We start from the raw sequence: 18,978 nt of genomic DNA, 5'->3' as shown, positions 1-18,978 counted from the left end.
CGGCCCGGTTGTCATGACGGTGGCACCTGTCCGGGTCCCGCCTGGCGACGGAACCCGGGCAGGCGACCCGATCAGAAGCGGATCGTCGTGCCGATACCGATCTGGCGACCCAGGCCGTCGTAGCGCTGGGGGATGGTGTTACTGCGCGCGAGGCTGATGTTGTACGAATTCGCCACGATCGGCGGCACCTTGTCGAGCAGGTTGTTCGCGATCAGGCGAAGCTGGAACGACTTGGCGATCGCGAAGGTCATCGACAGGTCGAAGAAGCTCTGCGGCGCGATGCGGGCGAAGGTGGTCTGCGCCCGGTCTGCGGTGCCGCCGATCGCCGGATCACCCGAGTTGTTGGCGTTGGTCAGCGCGCCGACATAGCGCCAGTTGAGCGTCACCGACACCGTCTTGTCCGGCGTGGAGTAGGTCGTCAGCAGGCCGTGCACCCACTTCGGGATCAGCTGGCCGCAGCCGTTGCCGAAATAGCCGGCGCAGTTGCGCGGGGGCTGGATCGGCGAATCCTGGCCACCGGCAAAGGTGGTCAGCGAGCCGTTGAACGACCAGTCGAGCTGGCCGACGCCACCCAGCGGCAGCGCGTACTGGGCCTGGAAGTCCCAGCCATGCGCCTTGTTCTTGAAGGCGTTGGTCGTGCCCTGCTGAATGAAGCCGGTGGTCGGGTTGCTGGCGGGCGTGCTGTACAGCGTGCCGGTGCCCGGGTTGCGGACGATGTTCGAGCAGAAGAAGCTCGACCCGCCGCTGTCGAGGCAGCCCTGCTGGTAGTAGCTATAGTCGTTGTAGCCGATCGAGTCGTTGAGATCGATCAGGTAGCGATCCACCGAGAAGACGAAGCGCGGCAGGAAGCGCGGCTGCAGCAGGACGCCGAACGTCTTGGTATAGGCGGTTTCGGGGTCGATCGACGCAAAGCCGCCGGTGCGCACGGTGCACTGGTTGTTGGGGCACAGCAGCGTCGCGCTGCCGTACAGATTGTCGGCGAGCCCGGTCGCGCGGCACACGTCGCGCGAGGCGAGCGGGGTCGTGACGGTGATCGTCTTGCCCGGGTTCGCCGGATCGGCGACCTCACGCGGTACCGGCGCGCAGAAATCATTCTGCGAGCCGCCCTGCAGGCCGTAGCTCGATCCCAGCGCCTGGTTGATCTCGACCACGGTCGGCGCGCGCTGCGCCTTGTTGAACGAACCGCGGAAGGTGACGTCGGCGACCGGCGCCCAGACGCCCTCGATCTTGTAGGTGCTGAACTTCTGCGAATTGGTGTTGTACTTCGACAGGCGATAGCCGCCGTTCAGCTGGAGCAGATGCGTCCAGCTCTGGTCCTGGACCAGCGGGGCCTGCACCTCGACGTTGCCTTCCCAGACGTGCTGGTTGAGGTCGATGTCGCTGCCGCCGTTCTGGTCGCGGTACAGCGCGTCGGCGGTGCTGAAGAAGCGATCCTCGCGATATTCGCCGCCGATCGCGAAGGCCAGGCCCTGCGTCGCCAGCGGGCTGGTGATGCCGTATTTGCCGAGGTCGCCGCTAACGGTGGCGACGGCGTCATAGAGGATGCCGACGTTCTTCGACGTGCCGAGCGCGCCGGTGAACAGATAATTGTACAGCGCCTGGTTGTTGTTGCCGGCACGGAACGCGTCGAAGGGGACGCAGGCGCGGTCGGTGCCGGCGACGGTCGCGGCGCAGGTCGGCGTGCCGTTGACGCTGACGACGTTCAGCGAGTTGTTGATGCGGTTGACGTCGGGGAAGAAGCCCGGCGTGTAATCCTGCTGGTTGCGCGAATAGACGCCGCCGATGTCATAGTGCCACGCGCCGCCGAAGTCGCCGCGTACGCCCGCGTTCGCGCGGACACCCTGGTTGATGTAAGTGTCCGACGTCGCGGGGAAGTTGTCGAAGCGATAGCGCACGTCGAGCGGCGCCAGCGTACCGGTACCGGCATTCGCGCCGCAGATCGCCGTCGCTTGCGACGCTGACAGGAACGGGTTGTTGCAGTTCACCTGATAGGGCGAGCTGCCGAACACGCCATAGGTGTAGATGCGGGTCGGGAAGGGGTTGGTCGACTTGTCGCGGAACCAGATCCCGTTGCCATAGACCTCGAACGCGTCGGACAGCTTCAGCGTGACGAAGCCGCCGGCGTTCCACCGCTCGCTCGCGCGCTGGTAGGACAGGCCGTTATACGGGTTGGCCGCATTGCCCGCGCCATACGGCACGAAGGTGCGCGAGCCGTCAGGATTGTTGACCAGGCTGCGCCCGTTGTTGGCGCCGCTGAGCGGCTGGACGAAGCCGTTGGGCGTGTAGGTCGACAGCTGGCAGCTGAGCGGGCCGTCCTTGACCGACTGGTTGAGCTGGCACGCCGAGGTCGAGCGGTTGCCATAGGGCACCAGGTCGGTGTGGCGATAGTTGACGAAGCCGGTCAGGTGCAGCGCGTCGCCGAAGAAGCCCTTGCCCGCGGTCAGGGTGATGTCGGCGCGGGCGCCGTCGTTGATCAGGCCGAGCCGCGGCGTGAAGCCGTTGGCCTGCGCCAGCGGCGTGACGATGTTCGTCTTGTTGAGGTGGTTGTAGAAATTATAGTTGGTGTTGAGCTCGATGCCGTCGAAGTCCTTGCGCAGGACGAAGTTGATGACGCCGGCGACCGCGTCCGAGCCGTAGACCGACGAGGCGCCGCCCGAGAGGATGTCGATTCGCTGGATGAGCGAGGTCGGGATGATGCCCGTGTCCTGGCCGTTCTGCGTGCCGAGGCGCTGACCGTCGATGAGCACCAGCGTGCGCTCGAAGCCGAGGTTGCGCAGCTTCAGCCGCTGGCGGCCGTCCGAATCCTGATAGTTCTGCTGCGCGTCGGGCGCGACCTGGGGCAGGCGGTTCAACACGTCCTCGACGTTGACCGCGCCCTGCTGGCGGATGTCGGTCATCGTCACCGAGGTGATCGGCGCGGCCGAGGCGATGTTCGGGCGGGCAATGCGGGTGCCGGTGACGACGACGTCGCCGCCCTCCGCACCGGCGGTACGGCCGGTCTGGATCGCGGCCTTGGTATCGGTCGAGGCGGCGGCGTCGTCCTGGTCAGCCGTCATCTGGCCAGCGGGCGCCGGTGCGGTCTGCGCCCAGCCCGGCGTCGCCGAGATGGCCGCGAGCGCGATGCCCGTCGTCGCGAGCAGCATGTGCATGTTCTTCATCCCCGGAAAGGTCCCTTGCCTGTCGTTTTCGCCATCATGCGCCCGCTCTGGCGGGCATCGTGGCCGTGACGTCAGCAACCATAGGGGGAATCAGCTTTCAAGAAGGAAAGCTAATGTTTATCCGTGAAACGTCGCCCACTGTGCTGAATCGGCAACACACCGCGTCATGGCGCGACGATCAGGTGCAGCGTGCCGCGCGTCGGCTCGGCCACCGCGCGGGTGAGCGCGGCGAGTGCGGGATGATCGACTGCCGTGGCATCGGCGACGATGGCGCGGATGCGGCCGGGGCGAGTAGCGGCCTCGACCACGTTGGCGTTGCCACCCAGCGCCGCGGCGATGGCCGGGGGCAGGGCGATGGGCGGTTCGGCGACCGCCATTGCCGGCGCGGGCATCGCGCGCCCGCTGCCGACGACCGCGCGCATGTCCATCGCCAGGCCGTCGGCGATGCCGCCGACGACGACCTGCAGGCTGGTCGGCGACAGCCTGAGGACGCCGCGGGCGCCGATCGCGCGCAGCGCAGGCTCGTCGATCGCGCCGGTATCGGCGACGGTCAGGCGCAGGCGAGTGGTGCAGGCATCGATCGCGACGAGGTTTTCGGGCCCGCCCAGCGCGGTCACATAGGCCGCGGCGCGATCGTCGACCGCCACCGGCGCGGCGACCGCGGCACCGGGCTCGAGCGGCTCGCGGCCCGGCGTCTTCAGGTCGAAGCGGACGATCGCCCAGCGGAAGACACCATAGTAGATCAGCGCATAGGCGGCGCCGATCGGCAGCAGCAGCAGTGGCTTGGTCGCGCGGCCGAAGTTCAGGACATAGTCGAACAGTCCCGCCGAGAAGCCGTAGCCGAGGCGGATGTCGAGCGCGTTCATCAGCGCCTCGCTGGCGCCCGTCAGCACGGCATGCACCGCATACAGCACGGGTGCGAGGAACATGAAGCTGAACTCGATCGGCTCGGTAACGCCGGTCAGAAACGAGGTGAGCGCGAGGCTGAGCAGCATGCCGCCGACCGCCTTGCGCCGATCGGGCGGCGCCGAACGGTACATGGCGAAGCAAGCAGCGGGCAGGCCGAACATCATGACCGGGAAGAAGCCGCTCATGAAGGCGCCGGCGGTCGGATCGCCCGCGAAGAAGCGCGTCAGGTCGCCGGTCTTGCCGTGATAATCGCCGACGACGAAATAGGCGACGTTGTTGAGGATGTGGTGAAGCCCGGTGACGATCAGCAGCCGGTTGAGCACGCCGAACGCGAACAGCCCCCAGCCGCCCGCCGCGACGACGCCGCGGCTGAGCCCGTCGACCCCGGCCGAGATCCAGCCGTAGCTAGGCCCGATCAGTGCCGCGAAGCCGAGCCCGGCGATCCCTGCGAGGATCGGCACCAGGCGACGGCCGCCGAAAAAGGCGAGATAGTCCGGTAGCTTGGTGGTCGAGAAGCGGTTGTAGAAGCCGCCGCCGACAAGGCCGGCAATGATGCCGATCGGCACCTGAAGCTTGTCGAGCTGCGCCGCTTTCCACGCCGTCGTGAGCGCGGCGGCGATGGCGTCGGCGCTGCCCGGCGGGACGGTGCCGGGCGGGGCGACGAGGAAGGTCTGGCTAGCCTGGCCGATGACGAGATAGCAGACCACGCCCGCCATCGCCGCGGCGCCGTTGCCATCGCGCGCGAAGCCGGTGGCGACGCCGACCGCGAACAGCAGGCCGAGATGCGCGAAGATCGCCTCGCCCCCGGCGGTGACGAATGGGATGTTCAGGAGGTCGGGCTGGCCGAGGCGGAGCAGCAGGCCGGCGACCGGCAGCACTGCGATCGGCAGCATCAGCGCACGGCCGAGAGGCTGGAGCAGGGTGATCGGCGACTTCATGCCGCATTCTCCTCGGCGAAACGGCGGGCAAGCGCGCGGACCTCGGCGGCGGACGCGAGGGCCAGCGCCTGCTGCGCGTGCGTGCGCAATGCGAACAGCGCGTGAGCGGTGACGAGCGCCTTGGTCGCGGCGATGCGGCCCGGCGGCACCGACAGGGTGCGGACGCCGAGGCCGATCAGGATTGGCGCGGCGAGCGGATCGGCGGCGAGACCGCCGCAGACGCTGACCGGAGTCGAGCCCGCCCGGGTGCAGGTTTCCGCGATCAGTCGCAGCACGGCGGGGTGGAGGCCGTCGAGCATCGCCGCGACGCTCGCATTCCCGCGGTCCGCAGCGAGGGTGTATTGCGCCAGATCGTTGCTGCCGATCGAGAGGAAGTCGGCATGGCGGGCGATCAGGTCGGCGCCGATCGCGGCGGCGGGAGTCTCGATCATCGCACCGAGCTGGATGTGCGTGCCGGGCGCGAGGCGGGTCAGCGCGGCGCGGACGGCAGCGAGTTCGTCGGCGCTCGCGACCATCGGCACCATGATCCGCGCATGGGCAAGATCGGGCAGCGACAGGATCGCCGTTAGCTGGGCGTCGAGAACATCGGGCCTGGCGAGCGAGACGCGGACGCCGCGCAGGCCGAGCGCCGGATTCTCTTCGGCGGGCAGGTCGAGGTATGGCGCGGGCTTGTCGCCACCGACGTCGAGCAGACGGATCGTGACCGGCTTGCCGGGCAGCGCCGACATCACCGCGGCATAGGCGCAGCGCTGCTCGGCCCGGTCCGGCGCGGTGGCGCGATCGAGGAAGAGGAATTCGGTGCGGAGCAGGCCGCAGCCGTCGGCGCCCGCCGCCTGCGCCGTCGCGGCATCGGCAGCCGAGCCGCAGTTGGCCTGGACGGCGATCGCGGTGCCGTCCGTGGTGGTCACGGCGGCGTCGCCGAGGGCGCGGGCGCGCGCCTCGGCGGCGGTGCGGCGATCGATGGTTGCCCTAGCGGCGGTGATGACGTCGGCGGAGGGGCTTGCGAGGACGTAGCCCGCGTCGCCGTCGAGCAGCATCGGGGTGTCGTCCGCCACATCTTCCAGCGCATTGCGGAGCGCGACGACCATCGGGATGCCGGCTCCGGCCGACAGGATCGCGACATGTGCGGTCGGGCCGCCGCGGACGAGGGCGATACCCGCGATGCTGGCGGCGTCGAGCGCGGCGAAGTGCGACGGCAACAGGTCGCCGGCGAGCAGGATCGTGCCGGCGGCAAGCGAGGGCATGGCATCGGACGTGCCGAGGATGGCATGGGCGACGCGCTCGCCGACGTCGACCAGGTCGTCGGCGCGCTCGGCGATGCGGGCGTCGGCAGAGGCGCGCAGGGTCGCGGCCTGATCGTCGGTGGTGGCGAGGATCGCGGCGGCGGCGCTGTCGCCGGCCTGGACGCGCGCGATGGCGGCGGTGCGCAGGGTGGGATCGGCGAGGATCTCGCGATGCGCGGCGAAGACGCCCGCGGCCTGGCCATGACCGCTCGCGTCGGCAGCGAGCTGCGCCTCGACCGCGGCGATGCCGCGATAGAGGGCGGCGCGTTCGGCGACTGCGCCGGTGCTGGCGAGGGGGACGGGGCGCGCGCGGCGGAGCCAGCGGGCGGTGCCGAGGGCGAGGCCGGGCGCGGCGCAGACGCCGGCGATCGCACCGTCGGGTAGCGTCACGACCGGCCTGGCGACCGGCGGCGGCGGGGCGGCATTGGCCTCGGGCGTCGTCAGGACGGCGGCGATGGCGTCGAGCGCGACGGCGGCGTCGGGGCCCTCGGCGTCGATCGTGACTGCGCTGCCGTGGCTTAGCCCGAGGCCGAGGAGGGCAATCGAACTGGCGGCGGAAGCGGTATGCTCGCCGGTGCGGAGGTTGGCACTGGCGTCGAGCGCGCGCAGCGCAGCAACGATGCGGCCGGCGGGGCGGGCGTGGAGGCCATGGTCGAGCGCGACCGTAACGTCGCGGCTGTGGCGTTCACCGCTTGCCGTCGTGGTGTCGCCCGAGGTCTCAACCAACAGGCGCATCAGCGGATCGCCGACGGCGACGAGGCGATCGGTGAAGCGCTCGACGATCGTGACGCCGTCGCCGGCGACGATGATCGGGGTCGTCGCGGCCTGGGCGCGCATCACCAGCAGGTCGAGGTCGAAGCGGATCAGCGGATCACCGGTCTTCACCCGATCGCCGGGCGCGACGAGCGCGGTGAAGCCGTCACGGCCGAGCGCGACGCTGTCGATGCCGATGTGCATCAGCAGCTCGACGCCGTTCGCGTCGCACAGGGTGATCGCGTGGCGCGCGGCGTGGATCGTCAGCACCTGGCCGTCGCACGGCGAATGGAGCGTGTCGCCGGTCGGCTCGATCGCCAGCCCCTGGCCGACCATGCCTTGCGCGAACGCCGGGTCGGCCACTTCGGTGAGCGGCATCGCCCAGCCGGCGATGGGGGCTATCAGCGTGAACTCGCTCATCGCGCGCTATGCTCGACGACGACCATGCCGGGGAGGCCCGCAGGGGCGGCGGCGGTCTGTTCGAGGAGGACGGTGACGACGTGCTCGCCCGCGCCGGTGGGCCATGCCGCGGTGAGCGGGGCAGGCGCGGCGTTCGATTTTACCGCGACGCGGCGGCCGTCGATCCACAGTTCGCCCCGACCCGCGACCGAATCGAGGCGCAGCGTGCCGCCTTGTGTCGCGATGATCTTCTTCGGCGTCACCTTGGCGCGGTAAAGGCGCCAGCCGGTGGCGGCGTCGGGGGCGAGCGGCTTGCCGACCGAGGTGCGTTCCCAGCCCTTGCCCTCGGGCGCCGCGGGATCGGGGCGGTCGGCGGTCAGCGGCGAGCGGCGCCACCCGGTCAGCTGGCTGGTGGCGCGCACGATCGGTTCCGCGCCGCGCGGGGTGGCGGCGAGGCGGTCGATCGTCAGCGTCGCGGGCTTCAGCCCCGGCGCAGTGGCGCGGACGGCGATGCGGCCGCGGCCGGTGTCCGCCTGGACGATGATCTGGGCAAGGCCGTTGAACAGCGAACGGGCATTGCCCTTCTCGGGCTCGTGGCTGTTGGGGTCGCCGTTGCCGACGCCGATGATGCTCGCGCCGGTGACGGTGAAGCTGGTGGCGAGGTTGGCGGTGGGGACGTGGCGACCCTGTGCATCGACCGCATCGATGGTGATCGGCTGCGTATCCTCGCCGTCGCCCGCCATGACGCGGCGCGCGGGAGTCAGGCGAAGCGCGACCGGTTGACCGGCGGTAACGTGCGACGCACGCGCGACTTCGCGGCCACCGCGATAGGCGATCGCTTCGATCGTACCGGGGGCGTAGGGGACGGTCCACTCGTTGCCCATGATCCGGTCGACCGCAGCCTCGCCCACCGTCTTGCCGTTGAGGCGGACGACGACGCGATCGGCGTTGCTGGTGACGAGCAGCTTGGTAGGCTGGCCCTCCTTGCCCGGCCAGGTCCAGTGCGGGGCGATGGCGACGACCGGCTGGTCGTCGATCCATTGCGCGCGGCGGATGTCATAGGCGGTCTTGGCGAAGCCGCAGAGGTCAAGGATGCCGAAGAAGCTGGCGATCGTCGGCCATTCATAGGGGGTCGGCTCGCCATGATAGTCGAAGCCGGTCCAGGTGAAGCCGCCCGCGACGAAGGGGCGATCGGCGATCAGCTTCCACCCGTCGCGATAGGTCGCGCCCCAGGGTGCCGCCTCGGTATCGTAGGACGAGATGACGTGCGCATCCTTGTCGTTCGCGAACGCGCCGCGGGTCATGAAGGCGCTGGTATCCTCCGAGCTGGTCGACGGCTTCGTCGGGTTCAGCGCGTGGAACTTGTCGTATTCCTTCTGATAGTAGTTGAAGCCCATCACGCCGACGACCTGGCTGACGTTCTCGGGCTCGTAGAACAGGCCGTTCATTGCCGCCGTCACCGGGCGGCTGTCGTCGAGCGCGTGGACCGCGGCGGCCATGCGGCGGACCATCTCGACGCCGGCATGAGTGCCCTGCATCGGCTCCTCGTTGAACACCGACCACAGGATGACGCTGGGATGGTTGCGGTCGCGGCGAACCAGCCATTCGAGCTGGTCGAGATATTCGGGCGCCGGGTTGAACTGGCGGTTCTCGTTCATGACGAGGAAGCCCATCCGGTCGGCATAGTCGAGCAGCTCGGGCGCGGGCGCATTGTGCGAGCAGCGGATGGCGTTGACGCCGGTGTCCTTCATCCGCTGCAACCGCCATTCGAGCAGCGCGTCGGGGATCGCGACGCCGACGCCGGCATGGTCCTGGTGCAGGCAGACGCCCTTCAGCTTGACGGGCCGGTCGTTGACGAAGCAGCCGCGGTTCGCATCGAAGCGGACGGTGCGGAAGCCGATCGCGGTGCGGCGCTCGTCCGATGTCGCGGTATCGCCGACCAGGCGGGTGACGAGGGTGTAAAGCTGGGGTCGCTCGACCGACCAGAGCTGCGGCGTGCCGGCATCGAGGGTCAGCGATGCCTGGCCGCGGGTCAGCGGCTGGACGGTGGCCTGGGCGGTGCCGCGTGCGACCTCGCGGCCCGAGGGGTCGAGCAGCCGCGCCTCGATCGTCGCGGGCCGGGCCACGTCGGCGATGCTCTCGAGCGTGACGGTGACGGGGACGCGCCATTGGCCGCTCGCATCCTGGCGCGGGTCGCCGTGGACGCCGTCGGTCGCGATCGACACGGCGGGGCGGCGCGCGAGCCAGACGTGGCGGTACATGCCGGCGCCCTCGTACCACCAGCCTTCCATCGCGGTGGCATCGACGCGCACGACGATGACGTTGAGGTCGTCGCCGTAGCGCGCGAACGGCGTCAGATCGACGTAGATGCTGTTGTAGCCGGAGAAGTTGTGCGCGACGACGCTTCCGTTGACCCAGATCGTGGCGTTGGTGGCGATGGCGCCGAACTGGAGCTCCAGCTTCTTGCCGTTGTCCGCCGGATCGAGGCGGAGCGTGCGGCGATACCAGCCGATGCCGCGCGGGCGGTAGCCCTGGCTGACGTTCGCTGTCTTCACGAACGGCTGGAACGAGGCCCAGTCGTGCGGGATCTGCACTGGCTGCCAGTCGCTGTCGTCGTAGTCGACCGCCGCCGGGCCGCGCGCGCCGCCGGCCTTGGCGTTCATATAGGTTTCTTCGTGATCCGCGGGGGGCGGCGTCTCCACCTCGCCGTCGTGGAACAGCCAGCCGTGACTGAGCAGCGTGCGCGAAGGATCGGTCACCGGCAGCCGTTGCGGCAGATCGTCGGACGGCGGCGGCATCGGCGGGCCGTCGGCGCGGCGGTTGGCGGCGGCGAAGGCGGGGAGCGGGCCGGCGAGCAGGGTTCCTGCGCTGCCCAGCAGCAACGTGCGACGCGCAATCCTCATGCGACCTGCTTCCCTTCGATCCAGGTGCCGCGCGGCGTGAAGTCGGCGGCGAGTTGTACCCAGTCGGCCCGCTGGCCGGGGGCGAGCGTACCCAATTCCTGCGCGCGGCCAAGGAAGGCGGCGGGATTGGCCGAGGCCATGCGCGCGACGATGTCGGGGGCGAGGCCGAGCAGGTGGACGCTGTTCGCCACCGCCTGCGCCATGTCGAGGTCGGAGCCGGCGAGCGTGCCGTCGGCATAGGAGCAGATGCCGTCGGCGACGCGGATCTGGCGGCCCTGGAGCATGAAGTCCTTTTCCGCGGCGCCGACCGAGGGCATCGCGTCGGTGACGAGCATGAAACCGTCCGGCCCGCGTGCTGCGATGGCGATCCGCAGCATGGTCGGCGAGACATGGACGCCGTCGACGATGATCCCGCACCAGGGTCGCTCGTCGTCGAGTGCGGCGCCGACCAGACCGGGCGCGCGGCCGAGCATCGGGTGCATCGCGTTGAACAAATGGGTGATCCCGGTCACGCCTGCGTCGAAGGCGGCAAGCGCGCCGTCATAGTCGACCTCGGTATGCCCGGCGCTGACGCGCACGCCGGCGGCGTGGAGCGCGGCGATGTGCCGGGGCTCGGCCAGCTCGGGCGCGATCGTCACCATCACCGTGCCGCGGTGCGGGCGGGTGAGCAGCGCGACCATCTCGTCGTCGAGGCGGCGGAAGCGCGCCTCGTCGTGGATGCCCTTGCGTGCGGGCGCCAGGAACGGCCCCTCGATATGGACACCGAGCACGCCCGGCACCCCGGCGGCGATGGCGGCGTCGCTCGCCTCCAGCGCCAGCGCGATGCGATCGGGATGGTCGCTGATGAGCGTAGGCAGGAAACCGGTGGTGCCGAAGCGGGCGTGCGCGGTGCCGATCGCAGCGATGCCGTCGACGCTGGTGTCGTCGTTGAACAGCACGCTGCCGCCGCCGTTGACCTGGGTGTCGATGAAGCCGGGGAAGATCCAGCCGCCGTCGAGGTCGACCGCGTCGGCGCTGTCGGTCAGCGGCTCGACCGTGGTGATCCGATCGGCGTCGACGGTGATCGCGGCGGCGTCGAGCACCGCATGGGCGGTGATGACGTGGCCGTTGGCGAAGCGGTGCGTGGTCATCGTGTCTCGGTCACCTTGGCGAGGTGCGGCGGCGAATCGGGATCGAGCCCGCGCATCCGCGCCAGCCGTTCGGCGAGGCCGTAGAAGCTGGCGAGCATCAGGATCGGCTGGATCGCGGGATGCGCCGCCTCGACCGGCAGCATCGCGTCGTCGCCCGCGGTGAGAACGATCGCGCCGCGGCCGGCGAATTCGCGGGCGACGTCGCGGACGCCGTCGCCGGCGGGGTCAGACGTCGCCAGTGCGAGGATCGGGAAGCCGGTGCCGATGATCGTCATCGGGCCGTGCTTCACTTCGGCGGCGCTGAACGGTTCGGCCTGGATCGCGCAGGTTTCCTTGAGCTTCAGCGCGGCCTCCTGCGCGGCGGCGAAGCCATAGCCGCGGGCGATGACGAACATCTGGCGCGCGGCGGCGAGGGGGGCGGCACCGTGAGTCCAGTCCTGCGCCACCGCGCGCTTGAGCGCCTGGGGCAACGCCTCGACCGCGGCGGTGAGTGCCTCGTCGCCCGACCAGGCGGCGACGAGCGCGGCGAAGCCCGCCATAGCGGCAATGCACGACTTGGTGGCGGCGACCGACCGTTCCGGCCCGGCGCTGAGCGGCAGGCGCCAGTCGGCACGCTCGTGGAGCGGCGAGGTCTCGTCGTTGACCAGCGCCGCGACCGGGATGCCGGCGGCGCGCCAGGCATCGACGCTCGCGAGCAGGTCGGGGCTGCGACCGGACTGCGAAATCGCGACGCACAGCGCGTCGGCGGTCGAGACGCGCGCGGCGAACAGCGACGCGACCGAGGGCGCGATCGACACGACGGGAACGCCGATCATCGTTTCGACCAGATATTTGCCGTAGAGCGCGGCATGATCGGACGAGCCGCGCGCGCAAGTGCCGACGAGGCGGACCGGGCGGCCGCGCAGGTCGGCGGCGAGCGCAGCGATCGTCTCGCGGTTGGCATCCAGCAGCCGGGCGACGGCGACGGGCGCCTCCGCGGTCTCGCGGGCCATCAGGCTGGTGGTGAGGGGCGTCGTGTCCATCGTCATAGGTCCGTCAGCTCGGCGACGAAATCATAGGCGTCGCCACGATAATAGGATTGGGTGAATTCGACCGCGCGGCCGTCGCGGATGAAGCCGCAGCGCTCGATCAGCAGCACCGGCGTGCCGGGATCGACCTCGAGCAGGCGGGCGTGGGCGCCGAGCAGCGGCACGGCGCGCAGCCGCTGGAGCGCGCGGACCGGGCGGCGGCCGGCCGCGTCGAGCGCCGCGTAGAGCGACACCGCGACATCGTCGACGCCGCTCAGGCACCAGCCGGGAACGGTCGCGAACTCCAGCGCCATCGGCAGGTCGTCGGCGGAGCGGACGCGGTGGAAACGAAGGACGGGCGCGCCCGGCGACAGGCCGAGCTGCATCGATTCCTCGGGCGTGACGAGGCCGGCGGCGCGGGTGATCCAGCGACTAGACGGCACCCGGCCGCGCGACGTCATGTCTTCCGAAAAGGAGGTGATCCGCGCGAAGCTTTTTTCGATACGACGGCCGACGACGGTGCCGGCACCCCGGCGGCGGACGAGCAGGCCTTCCTCGACCAGCTCGGCCATCGCCTTGCGCACGGTGATCCGCGACACGTCATATTCGCTGGCGAGATCGCGCTCGCCGGGCAGCGACGCGCCCTCGTCGAGCACGCCGTCGGCGATCGCCCGGCGCACCAGCCCGGCGAGCTGGACATAGAGCGGCGTCGGGTCCGCCGGCGCGAGGGCGCCGATCCGCGACATGAACGTCATTTGCCCTCCCTCTCTTTCCAATGGCTACCCAGCCCTCGCCACCCTGGCAATGGTCCTATTGGTATTACCTTCCCAGCCCCTGCTGATCCGCGCGCCCGTACCCATCCTTCGGTCGATCTCCAGACGGTATGCGAAGCCTTCCAGCGTCGGCCTGACACACAGCAAATGTCAGTACGACTGCCGATTCTCCCCCGAAATGTCCCCCGACATATCTCGCAAAACGATCGCTCGTGCCCGCCGGATAGATCGTATTTTTCACAGAAGAAACAAATTTGCAAAATTTCATTGCGTCAATGGTCCGATATTGGTTACGTATCGGTCTCAAGCCGCGCCGATGCGACACGATGTCGCGGGAGACGCGGCGAGGGGCGCTTTGCGAGCGCGGGGAAGCGAGTGGCCGACGTGGCCGACAGGGCGAAGGGGGTGGACATGGTTTCGCAATTCAAATTACTTCTGCTGACGACGGCATGTGCGTGCGTCGCGGTGCCGGCGATAGCGCAGACGACGACGGGCGATCAGCTGTCGGGCGGCGGCGACGACGTCGTTGTCACGGGTATTCGCAAGAGCCTGACCGACGCGATCGACACCAAGCGTCGCGCCGATTCGATCGTCGACGTCATCAGCGCCGAAGACGTCGGCAAGCTGGCCGACAACAACGTCGCCGAATCGCTGGCGCGCCTGCCGGGCGTCACCGTCGACCACCAGTTCGGCGAGGGCGAGCAGCTGTCGATCGCGGGCGTCGAGCCGGCGCTGAACCGCCTGACGATCGACGGCCACTCGGTCGCGTCGGCTGACTGGGGCGGCAACCCGTCCGACCGGTCGAGCCGTACCTTCAACTATTCGCTGCTCTCGCCGGCGATCATCAGCCAGGCGATCGTCTACAAGACGCCCGAGGCGCGGCTGCAGGAAGGCGCGATCGGTGCCAGCGTCGACATCGTGACGCGGCGTCCGCTCGATCTGAAGCCCAACACCATCTCGGTCAATGCGGGCGGCGAGTACAACGACCGCGCCAATCGCGGCAGCTTCCGCGGCAACGCGCTGTACAGCTGGCACAACGACGAGGGCACGGTCGGCATCCTCGGCGCGATCAACTACGACAAGGAACAGCTGAGCCGCGCCGGCACCGCCGTCTACTGGTATCGCGACGGATCGGCGCTGCTGGAGAGCTATCCGAAGGACGCCAACGGCAACATCGTCTACACCGGCCCGAACGGCACGGTGGCGAGCGGCGCGACGATCAACGGTTCGCTGCCCAACGCCTCGACGATCGCGGCGTTCAGCAAGGCGCGCTACGCCTCGTTCCTGGCGCATGAATTCTTCAAGCAGGAGCGTCAGCGCATCGGGGGGTCGCTCGCGATCCAGGCCAAGCCGACCGACAATCTGACGATCACCGGCACCGCGCTGATCATCCGCGGCAATTACGACAACCTGTCGAATTCGGAATATACCTACGGCTATGAGGGATCGCGCCTCACCGCAGCGACCTTCATCCCCGCGTCGGGCAATTCGCCGGGGATCGTCAACTCGGCGACGTTCAGCGGCATTCCCAACGGCCAGACCGGCGCGACCGGCCAGCTCGACACGCTGTATCGCAAGACCCGTATCAAGAACGACACCGTGTCGATGCTGATCGACTGGCGCCCGGGCGGGTGGGAGATCACCGGCAACGTCGGCGCGACGCGCGCGTCGGGTGGCAAGAACCCCGAATATCTGCTCGACTTCCGCACCAAGCAGGGTTTCACCGCCGGCGCGAACGGTCGCAACACCTACGTCAACTGGGCCTCGCCGGCGTCGGACGCGACCAAGTGGCTGAGCAACTTCACGGCGCTCGGCGGCGAGAACGTCAACGACACCAACCAGCGCTTCTTCGCGCGGCAGATCGGCGGTATTCCGCTGTCGGTCGGCTTCACCGTCGACAAGGAGAAGTTCGGCGAGCTGAACTTCAAGCACGATGTGGACTTCGGGCCGTTCAAGGCTCTGCTGTTCGGTGGTCGATACGTCGACCACGCCAACAGCAACTACCAGACCAGCAACGCGATCTACACCAACCAGAACTTCACGCTGGCGGACACGCCGTTCGTGGTGCGCGCCGACGATCTATACGATGGGCTCTACACGACCGGCAACGGCACGCCCTATGCGACGCTGGACAAGGACGGCATCCTGGCCACGCTGACGAAGTACGGTAACTTCAATATCGATCGTGGCTTCTCGAAGGACGCCTATTGGCTGGTCAACGAGAAGATCGCGGCGGGTTATGTCCAGGCGAACTTCGAGATGGGCAAATTCCGCGGCAACATCGGTGGCCGCTACGTCCACACCAGCGACGAATCGAACTTCTTCACGCGCAGCGGCGACGTGTTCGCACCGACGCGGGTGAAGACCAACGACGATCGCTTCCTGCCGGCCGCCAACCTGATCTTCCAGGCGGGCGAGGACGTGGTGATCCGCGGTTCGGCGGCGAAGGTGATCGCACGGCCGCGCTATAGCGATCTTGCCGGTTCGCTGTCGCTCGACGATACGACCCGTTCAGGCAGTGGCGGCAACCCCGACCTGAAGCCCTATGCGGCGACCAACTTCGGCGTGTCGACCGAATGGTATTTCGCACCGGGCAGCTTCCTAGCCGGCGAGGTCTTCTATCGCGACATCTCGAACTATATCGGCAACCAGACGGTCGACGGCGTATCGCTGACCAACACGGTGACCGGTCGTACGCTGACCTATTCGATCAGCCGCCCCGTCAACGGTGGCAAGGCGAAGGTCACCGGCTTCTCGGTGTCGGGCAACGCCAACCTGATCTGGGGCTTCGGTATTTCAGGAAGCTATACCTTCACCGACGCCGACACCGGGCTTGCCACCGGCCTGCCGTTCCTGTCGCGCAACGTCGTGACGATCGTTCCCTATTTCGAGAAGGGGCCGTTCCAGGCGCGCGTCAGCTACAACCGCCGGTCGAAGTATTTCTATCGCTTCGGTCGTCAGCAGAGTCAGGATTATACCGACGCCTATCGCCAGCTCGATGCGTCGGTGTCCTACGCGGTGACCGACAACATCCAGGTGAGCGCCGCGGCGCAGAACCTGCTCGACGAAACCTATTACCAGTACAGCAGCACGCCCGACGCACCGACGTCGGTGTACAAGAACGGCCGGGTGTTCTCGCTGTCGGCGACGTTCCGGATGTAAGCCGTGGCGGGGCGGCGGCATCCCAGCAATGTCGCCACCCCGGCCATGCGCGACGGGGTTCCCCGTGATGCCAACGCTCGATCTCTCTGTTGGCATCCCTCACTGCCGCCCGCGGACGTTCCCGCGGGCGGCATCTTGTTATCGGCGCCCGTCGGTATGACGGTGGGCGACATCGTCGAGGTCGCTGAAGGAGTAGAGGCGTTGCGTATCCTGTCCCCCCGGTTCCCCCTGTTCCTTGCCGCGGTCTCGGCCCTGGGCCTCGCCGCCGGATCGGCCGGGGCAGACCCGCTGCCGCTGCTGCCGATGCCGGCCTCTGCTACCCCGGCGAGCGGTGCGTTTACCGTCGCCACGGGCATGCGCATCGGCGTGCCGGCGAGCGATGCGGGCGCACGCGTGGCGGCGCGGCTGCTGGCGGAGCGGGTCAAGGCGTGGCGTGGGCTCGCACTGGAAACCGGCGGGGACGCGGGGCCGATCCGCTTCGTGCGCGATGCGAGCGTCGCGGGGCGCGAGGCGTATCGGCTGACGGTCGATGCGAAGGGCGCGACGATCGCGGCGTCGGGCGATGCGGGGCTGGTCTATGGCGCGATGACGCTGGCACAGCTCGCCAGCCCCGACACCGCGTTCGGCAAGCCGGCGCGGATCGGTGCGGTGACGATCGCCGATGCACCGAGCTTCCAGTGGCGCGGGCTGATGATCGACGTCGCGCGGCATTTCCAGCCGATCGAGGAACTGTATCGCATGGCCGATGCGATGGCGGCGGTGAAGCTGAACACGATGCACATCCACCTGACCGACGATCAGGGCTGGCGCGTCGAGATCAGGAAATATCCCAAGCTCACCAGCATCGGCGGCTGGCGTACCCCGCCCTCGACCGGTGGGCCTGCGCCCGCGCAGAAGGTCGGCGGCGCCTATACGCAGGACGAGCTGAAGCGCTTCGTCGCCTATGCCGCCGAGCGCGGCATCACCGTGGTGCCCGAGATCGACCTGCCCGGCCATGCGCAGGCGCTGGTCGCGGCCTATCCCGAGCTCGGCATCCTGGGCGACAAGCCCGCGGTCAGCAACAACTGGGGCATCATGCCCTATCTGTTCAATCCGGGGCCCAAGGGCATCGCCTTCGTCGAGGATGTCCTCGACGAGCTGATGACGATCTTTCCCGGCACCTACATCCATCTCGGCGGCGACGAGGCGGTGAAGGATCAGTGGCAGCGCAGTCCCGAGGTGCAGGCGCAGATCAAGGCGCTGGGGCTGAAGGACGAGGAAGCACTGCAGAGCTGGATGATCGAGCAGTTCGGCCGCTATCTGGAGAAGAAGGGCCGGCGGCTGATCGGCTGGGACGAGATCCTGGAGGGCGGGTTGCCGCAATCGGCCTCGGTCATGTCGTGGCGCGGCGAGAAGGGCGGGATCGACGCCGCCAACATGGGCCACGACGTGGTGATGACGCCGGGCACTCCGATGTACATCAACTATACCCAGAGTCTGCTGCCCGACGAGCCGCCGGGGCGCTACGACGCGATCACGCTGGCGCAGGTGTATAATTACGATCCGCTGCCCGCCGGGATCGCGGCGGACAAGGCGCATCACGTCCTCGGCGCGCAGGCGAACCTGTGGAGCGAGTATATCGTCACGCCCTGGCAGCTGCAGCATCACGCCTTCCCACGCGCCGGTGCGGTGGCGGAGGTGAGCTGGGCGGCGAAGGGGGCAAAGGACTATGCCGCGTTCCTGCCGCGGCTGGTGCGGCAGGGCGACCGCTGGGAACGCAGCGGCGTGCATGTCGCCGACAGCGCGTTCGCGGTCGCCTATCAGATCGAGGGCACGCGCGGCGACGCGCTGCGTAAGAGTGTGGTGCCGCTGACGCTGTCGACGCAGGCGGGGTACGGCACGATCCGCTACACCACCGACGGCAGCGCGCCGACGTTGCGGTCGAAGGCCTATGCCGCACCGCTGTCGCTCAAGCCCGGCGCCACGGTGCGCGCGGTGGCGTTCGATGCGAGCGGCAATGCGACGGCGGCGGTGCGCAGCTTCGACACGTCGCGCACGGCACTGCTGATGCGCGAGAGTTCGCAAATGAAGGAGTGCCCGGCGGGGTCGCTGGGGCTACGCGTGCCCCTGACGTCGGAATCGACCGCCAATACGCCAGCGTACAACATCAACCTGTTCGACACCTGCTCGCTCTATCCCGAGGCGCCGCTCGATGTCGCCAAGGGCTATCGCGTCGAGGTGGTCCGGCTCGCGCGGCATTACGGCCTGGCGCATGAGCAGCGCATGGTGAAGCAGCATTACAACGTGTCCGACTTCGGCGAGCTGCTGGTGCAGGTCGGCTGCATCGATGCGGCGAAGCGGCGTGCGGCGGGCGACAAGACGGCGCAGCCGATCGCGGCCGGCGCCTTCCCGTTGCCCGACCCCAAGACCGCGCCGCAGCGCTTCGCGTTCGAGGGGAAGCTGCCGGCGATGCCGGGCGATGCCGACGTGTGCTTCCAGTTCACCTCGCCGACGACCGACCCCTATTACACGGTCGGCAAGGTCCAGCTGGTCGAGGCCGCCAAGTGAGGCTGGTGATCGCGGC

9 protein-coding genes are annotated in these 18,978 nt (G+C 68.8%); 2 read left to right on the top strand and 7 right to left on the bottom strand.

Annotated features, from left to right (window positions below; all coding sequences use genetic code 11):
• Positions 1 to 71: 71 nt before the first annotated feature.
• From GGQ80_RS09065 to GGQ80_RS09035, 7 genes are all read right to left on the bottom strand, one after another.
• Complete coding sequence (locus tag GGQ80_RS09065) at positions 72 to 3,158, bottom strand: TonB-dependent receptor plug domain-containing protein (protein WP_343050974.1); 3,087 nt, start codon at positions 3,156 to 3,158, stop codon at positions 72 to 74.
• Between the two features lie 164 nt (positions 3,159 to 3,322).
• Positions 3,323 to 5,005, bottom strand: coding sequence for an N-acetylglucosamine-specific PTS transporter subunit IIBC (gene nagE / locus GGQ80_RS09060; protein WP_183983927.1), 1,683 nt, complete (start codon positions 5,003 to 5,005; stop codon positions 3,323 to 3,325).
• Positions 5,002 to 7,461: a phosphoenolpyruvate--protein phosphotransferase gene (gene ptsP / locus GGQ80_RS09055; protein WP_183983925.1), complete on the bottom strand. Its 2,460-nt coding sequence runs from the start codon at positions 7,459 to 7,461 to the stop codon at positions 5,002 to 5,004. The genes nagE and ptsP overlap by 4 nt, the downstream gene beginning before the upstream one ends.
• Complete coding sequence (gene galA / locus GGQ80_RS09050) at positions 7,458 to 10,343, bottom strand: beta-galactosidase GalA (RefSeq protein ID WP_183983923.1); 2,886 nt, start codon at positions 10,341 to 10,343, stop codon at positions 7,458 to 7,460. Before galA ends, ptsP begins: the two co-directional genes overlap by 4 nt.
• Positions 10,340 to 11,473 (bottom strand): N-acetylglucosamine-6-phosphate deacetylase, encoded by a 1,134-nt coding sequence (gene nagA / locus GGQ80_RS09045; protein WP_183983921.1) that lies wholly within the window; start codon positions 11,471 to 11,473, stop codon positions 10,340 to 10,342. Before nagA ends, galA begins: the two co-directional genes overlap by 4 nt.
• Complete coding sequence (locus tag GGQ80_RS09040; protein ID WP_221364283.1) at positions 11,470 to 12,495, bottom strand: SIS domain-containing protein; 1,026 nt, start codon at positions 12,493 to 12,495, stop codon at positions 11,470 to 11,472. Before GGQ80_RS09040 ends, nagA begins: the two co-directional genes overlap by 4 nt.
• A 2-nt stretch (positions 12,496 to 12,497) precedes the next feature.
• Positions 12,498 to 13,235, bottom strand: coding sequence for a GntR family transcriptional regulator (locus tag GGQ80_RS09035; RefSeq protein ID WP_183983917.1), 738 nt, complete (start codon positions 13,233 to 13,235; stop codon positions 12,498 to 12,500).
• A 429-nt stretch (positions 13,236 to 13,664) separates the two neighbouring features.
• On the opposite strand from GGQ80_RS09035, the gene GGQ80_RS09030 reads away from it, so the two are divergent.
• Entirely contained in the window at positions 13,665 to 16,415 is a 2,751-nt protein-coding gene (locus GGQ80_RS09030) for a TonB-dependent receptor (RefSeq protein ID WP_183983915.1), read from the top strand.
• Positions 16,416 to 16,616: 201 nt separating this feature from the next.
• The gene (locus GGQ80_RS09025; protein ID WP_246346966.1) at positions 16,617 to 18,962 is read left to right on the top strand and encodes a beta-N-acetylhexosaminidase; all 2,346 of its coding nucleotides are present in this window, start codon (positions 16,617 to 16,619) and stop codon (positions 18,960 to 18,962) included.
• Positions 18,963 to 18,978: the final 16 nt, after the last annotated feature.

It is taken from the genome of Sphingomonas jinjuensis, assembly GCF_014197105.1.
In the GTDB taxonomy this organism is placed as follows: domain Bacteria; phylum Pseudomonadota; class Alphaproteobacteria; order Sphingomonadales; family Sphingomonadaceae; genus Sphingomonas; species Sphingomonas jinjuensis.
The sequence above is the reverse complement of the archived record's forward strand: the minus strand, read 5'-3'. Positions and strand labels throughout refer to the sequence as shown.